Source organism: uncultured Lactobacillus sp. (genome assembly GCF_948948975.1).
GTDB lineage: Bacteria > Bacillota > Bacilli > Lactobacillales > Lactobacillaceae > Lactobacillus.
In genome coordinates, this window is the sequence record NZ_CARBVX010000038.1 from 1 (window position 1) to 5,115 (window position 5,115).

Sequence of the window (5,115 nt, forward strand, 5' to 3'; positions counted from 1 at the left end):
AGTCTATCACAAATGGCTTTTTATTTTTTCTAACTTAATTTTACAAACGACGTATTAATTTTTGGTTCTCAAACAGCAAAATCCGAACTACGATTTTTGCACCGATCAAAAATCGTAGTTCGGATTTTAAATTATTTATGAAATTAGTCTCCAATCGACTAATTGATTGGCTAAATTTCGTTAGATTTAATGCCATCAGGGCTAGCCCCATGTCATTTTCCACAGCCCGTTGGCCACGGAGATGAGTTCGGCGTATGCCAAAATCCCTCTTCATGTGACCAAAGACTGGCTCAACGTCGAACTTCCGTCGACGATAAATTGCTTTGCCTTCGTCACTTGAGAGGGCATCTTTAACTTTAGCTTTATAATAATTCCAGGTTGGGTTAACCTGCATATAGCGTTGCCGACCACCTGGTGTTTTTGCTAGCTCATCTAATTTGACTGATAGTTGATGTTTATCAGCACGATAGATTTTAAAGTCGCGCTTAAAGCCATACTTATCAGTGGATTTACTGTAGCGATAAAAACTAAAACGAACTCCTTGATGATCAATGTAGTAGTCGTCATTAGCGTTATATTCCCAATTCTGTGACCTAGTTGGATCGTTTTTAAATTTTCGTTTCTGTTCCTTTTGATAGGTGGTGTATGGGATAACCGGCTGCTTTTCAAACCGATCAAGAATCATTGTGTAATTGTACTCACTACCATAGCCTGCATCGGCGACGATATGTTCAACTTAAATTTTACAATCTACCTTTTAAATAAATAAAAATCTGATATTGGTATAGAAAGTAATATTTCTATATCAACACCAGATGTTGTAGAGCCAAAAAATTCATCATCCGGTTTTTATTTTGGACTAGGAGTTTTTCCCAGCCTCTTTATCTACATATTAACGTGCTTTTGGTGCTGAGAACCACAAGTAAGTTGCACCTGCGGCTGCTCCGATAAGCCAAGGCATATAAATCTCTCCTAATCATCTTGAAGTTATTATTAATTTATCATAAGATTAATAAATGATAAATATAAAATTAGAAAAAATGATATTTTAATAAAAAATCATATAGTAATATGAAAGGAATAATATGTTAAAAATAAACAATATATCAAAGAGATTTTCTAACGTTTTAGCAGTAAAAAACTTGAGCTTTGAGGTTAAACAAGGCGAAGTAGTAGGGGTAGTCGGGCAAAATGGAGCTGGTAAGTCCACAACATTCAAAATGATTTTAAATTTTATTTCTCCAGATACTGGGGAGATAACTATAAATTCTCAAAAATTAAAAAGTAAATTTTTGGATAATATTGGATATTTACCAGAAGAACGAGGCCTATATTTAGATATGACAATTAAGCAGCAAGTATTATATTTTGCTCAATTACATAATTACAGTAAGGCAAAAGCTAGTAGGGAACTACCTAATTGGTTAGAACAGTTGGCAGTAAAAGGAACTGAACGCACATTAATAAAGAATTTATCAAAGGGTAATCAGCAGAAAGTTCAATTGATTACAACATTGATTCATAAACCTAAGATAGTAATTCTTGATGAGCCTTTTTCTGGTCTTGATCCGGTAAATATTAGCTTACTAATTAAAGTTGTAAAACAATTAAAAGAAGCGGGAACAGCAGTTATCTTTTCTTCTCATAATATGAATAATGTAACAGAAGTTTCAGATAAAGTTCTTATGTTAGTAGATGGAGAACAGAAAATATATGGGCCAATAAATCAAATTAGATCGAAATTTGAAAAAAATAAGATTTATTTAGAAGGTATCTTTAATACATTAAGCCCTTCAGACTTTCCAGGGGTGCTTAATCAAAAAGATGATTTTCCGGGTAAAGTATTAACATTTGACTCAGAAGAAAATGCAAGAAAAGCTATTAAAATAGCTAAGGCAGAACCATCATTAACCGGTTATCGTTTATTAGAACCGACTCTTGATGATATTTTTAGAAAAATTATTAAAGAGGGGAAAATGAAAAATGCATAAAATATTAGTAGTAGCAAAGATGGTTTTTAATAAGAGAGTTTTATCACCAACGTATTACTGGATGATATTAGCACCTATCCTTTTAATAGTCATTGGAATTGGATTCACTAAATATATTGACGATCAAAATTCAGATCATAAAGCAATAATTGCTGTTGTAGCAGATAAAAATATACAAGAGGCATTAAAAAAACAAAAAGCTTCAACATATAAAGTTAACTCTAAAATTAATACCCATAATAAGAATAAGTTAAAAATTGATTTAACTGATGGGGTAGTTGATGGAATTCTATATATTAATAACGATTTTTCCGAGGTAGATTATAAATATAATGCAAGTACTAATTCCAGTGATCCAACTAATGAGTTAAAGAAAAACATAACATTGCTTAAATCACAATATATGGCAAGTGAGGCAGGCCTCAGTGAATATCAATGGCAAAACATTATAAAAGATGTAAAAGTACAGAAGGAAAATGTTAATTATGATGGTAATACAGTTAAATTAAATAACTCAGAATCTGCACAATACTTTAGTGAATTTGCAGTTATTATTGCCTTCTTCTTTTTAACTAGTTACATAAGTATAACTGGTGCTGAGATAGGAAATGAGAAGGGAAATCATTTAATCGAAGGACTAACGGCAGCAATCCCAGCGGATAGGCATTATGCTGGTAAAATGCTAGGTATTTTTTATTTAATAGGATTTCAGATAATCATTTATTGTGGACTTGGCGGATTGGGATATGTAATAGTAAAAAATTTACATAAGAAATTTATAGATCTAAATAAATATTTGAGTGGTATAAGTACACAATATATTATTATTGTTGTAATGCTAACGATTGTATCTTTAGTATTATATGTCTTTTTAGCTGCTATTTTTGCTTCGTTTGTTTCAAGAGTTGAAGATATTTCACAAGCTACAAGTAGCGTGGCAAGTATAATGTTAATTCCCTACTTTTTAAGTTTCTTAACTCAAAGTAATCCTAATTTAGCAATCTCAAAAGTATTATCTTACTTTCCATATATGAGTCAGGGGTTAATGCCCGTTCGAATTGCGAGAGGAGCAGCGACATATAGTGATGGATATATATCATTATTAATATCTGTTATATTTGCGGTAATAATGTACCTATTTTCTGCAAAAGTATATAAAAATAATGTTTTTGCTTATAGTAGTGAAACGCCTATAAAAGCAGTATTAAAACGATTGAATCTGTTTAATAAAACTTCTCAATAGTATACGTATATGGCAAGTACTTCTCGGTGAAGTGCTTGTTTTTTTGTCTCATCATATATATATTTGACAAGGAAACTAGTTTAGGATAAATAAACGGAGAATTTTAATGAAAACAAACTATTACACTATCAAACAAATAGCTGACGAGATCGGAGTAACAAAACCAGCAATCACAAAGTATATGTCGAAAAGTTTTCGTTCGAAGTATACAAAAAAACAAGGTAATCGAATATGTCAAGGGCGGTTTTAAATTGTCATTTTATAGCGGTTTAAAAATGTATGATTTGGGCGGTTTAAGAATTGACCAATGCCAAGCGATATGACTTTCCTTTGATCTTAATTAAGTGTGAGTGATATACAAGGCGATCTAAAATTGCCTCTGCGGTTGCCGTGCTATGGAGGACGGCTCCCCAACTTGATAATGGTACATTGGTCGTTATGATAGTTGATTTACGTTCATAGCGACCATTTATTAGTTGAAATAATAGTTTTGCTTCTTCCGCCGATATTGGTAAATAGCCTAATTCATCAATGATTAACAGGTCATACCTTTCGTATCGACGCATTACGCGCTCTAAGTGTTGCTTTCTCTGCGCTGCTTTCAATCTAAGAATTAGTTCATGGCAATTAATAAATAGTGTTCGTACGTCTTGTCGGCACGCTTCGATGCCAAGGCCAATTGATAAATGTGTTTTACCCACGCCAGGGCTGCCAATAAAAACGATGTTCTCTTGATTATCCAGAAATGACATCGTCGCAAACTCAGCTATTTGTTGTTGATTAATTGAAGGTTGGAACTGATAATCAAAATCACTGAGCTGCTTAATAATTGGAAATCTTGCACGTTTGATTCTTCTCTTTAAACTTTTTTGCTGCTGATAGGCAATCTCCTTATCGGTTAGTTCCAACAGGGCTTCACTAAAGCTGATCTGGTTATCGTTAACTTGTTGACGATAATCCGCAATTGATGCAGCCATATTATCTAAATTTAACTTCGTTAAATTATCGACTAATTTTTGATATTGATTCATTCTATTCTCCAATCTGATCGTAAATACTGAGATTATTAAGCATATACTGGTTAATTTCTTCATCCGTTTTATCTGCCATCAAATCACTTTTAAGAATGGCGTGTTTATCATGCAGATCGTAATTAAACTGCTTATTGGTTAAATTATGCTTCTGAATTTCAACACCTTGATAGAAAATATGAATAGTTTTACCATCAGGAGTTAGTTTAATTTCAACTTCTTTTCCGATATAATTAGGGGAAACAGAGTATTGATGGTTTTGAAATCTAATCATTGAATCTCGAGATACTTTTCTAGTTTGGTCGCTGTGGAAATATCTTACGAGATCATGGTTAAGAGACCAGAAATGCTCTTTTTCTTTTGTCCATAATTCAACTGGCTTCTGATTATTACTTTGCGATTTCTCATGATTAAGCCGTTTGGCTAGTCGATCAACGATATCATTCAAATCATTGATGGTGCTAAATTCTCCATCATATGGTTTTAATCGTCCCATTGTTCTTGCCAAAGCTTCAACACAACCTTTAGTTTGCGGCCTAAATGGTCGGCAAGCGATTGGATGAAATCCGGCGTCATGACTAAATGATAGGAATCGTTCATTAAATCGATGATGGTGAAAGTCACTTAATTTATGATCAACGACAGTTGACATATTATCAAACCAGATTTCTTTAGGAATTCCACCAGTAGCCTTAAAGGTCTCAAATAAACATTTGAATAAAGTATCTTGCTTCTGATCCAGGGTTAATTTTAAGAACCGTCGTTTGTAAAATTAAGTTAGAAAAAATAAAAAGTCATTTGTGATAGACTTTTGAATATCCCTAATCAAAAGAAAGGCAATCACAAATGA

General features: G+C 32.8%; 4 protein-coding genes and 1 pseudogene. 2 read left to right on the forward strand and 3 right to left on the reverse strand.

The genetic code is table 11. The features are described from left to right. Positions 1-40: 40 nt before the first annotated feature. On the reverse strand, positions 41-727 hold the full coding sequence (locus tag Q9R40_RS09410) for a transposase (RefSeq protein WP_304677415.1): 687 nt from the start codon (positions 725-727) through the stop codon (positions 41-43). A 358-nt stretch (positions 728-1,085) separates the two neighbouring features. Between Q9R40_RS09410 and Q9R40_RS09415 the strand changes: the two genes are divergently transcribed. Further along, complete coding sequence (locus tag Q9R40_RS09415; protein ID WP_094537319.1) at positions 1,086-1,991, forward strand: ABC transporter ATP-binding protein; 906 nt, start codon at positions 1,086-1,088, stop codon at positions 1,989-1,991. Next, complete coding sequence (locus tag Q9R40_RS09420) at positions 1,984-3,234, forward strand: ABC transporter permease (RefSeq protein WP_225434979.1); 1,251 nt, start codon at positions 1,984-1,986, stop codon at positions 3,232-3,234. The genes Q9R40_RS09415 and Q9R40_RS09420 overlap by 8 nt, the downstream gene beginning before the upstream one ends. Positions 3,235-3,527: 293 nt before the next feature. Here Q9R40_RS09420 and istB read toward each other — a convergent pair whose 3' ends face one another. Together istB and Q9R40_RS09430 are read right to left on the reverse strand one after the other, a co-directional pair. Continuing rightward, on the reverse strand, positions 3,528-4,265 hold the full coding sequence (gene istB, locus Q9R40_RS09425; RefSeq protein ID WP_229305359.1) for an IS21-like element helper ATPase IstB: 738 nt from the start codon (positions 4,263-4,265) through the stop codon (positions 3,528-3,530). A gap of 1 nt (position 4,266) precedes the next feature. Further along, positions 4,267-5,037 (reverse strand): annotated as a pseudogene (locus tag Q9R40_RS09430) (IS21 family transposase); the annotation flags it as partial. Between the last annotated feature and the right edge of the window lie 78 nt (positions 5,038-5,115).

What these genes read in the sequence shown, in the direction of transcription:
- istB (WP_229305359.1), bottom strand. Translation starts at nt 4,265, where the DNA reads ATGAATCAATATCAAAAATTAGTCGATAATTTAACGAAGTTAAATTTA.
- Q9R40_RS09415 (WP_094537319.1), top strand. Translation starts at nt 1,086, where the DNA reads ATGTTAAAAATAAACAATATATCAAAGAGATTTTCTAACGTTTTAGCA.
- Q9R40_RS09420 (WP_225434979.1), top strand. Translation starts at nt 1,984, where the DNA reads ATGCATAAAATATTAGTAGTAGCAAAGATGGTTTTTAATAAGAGAGTT.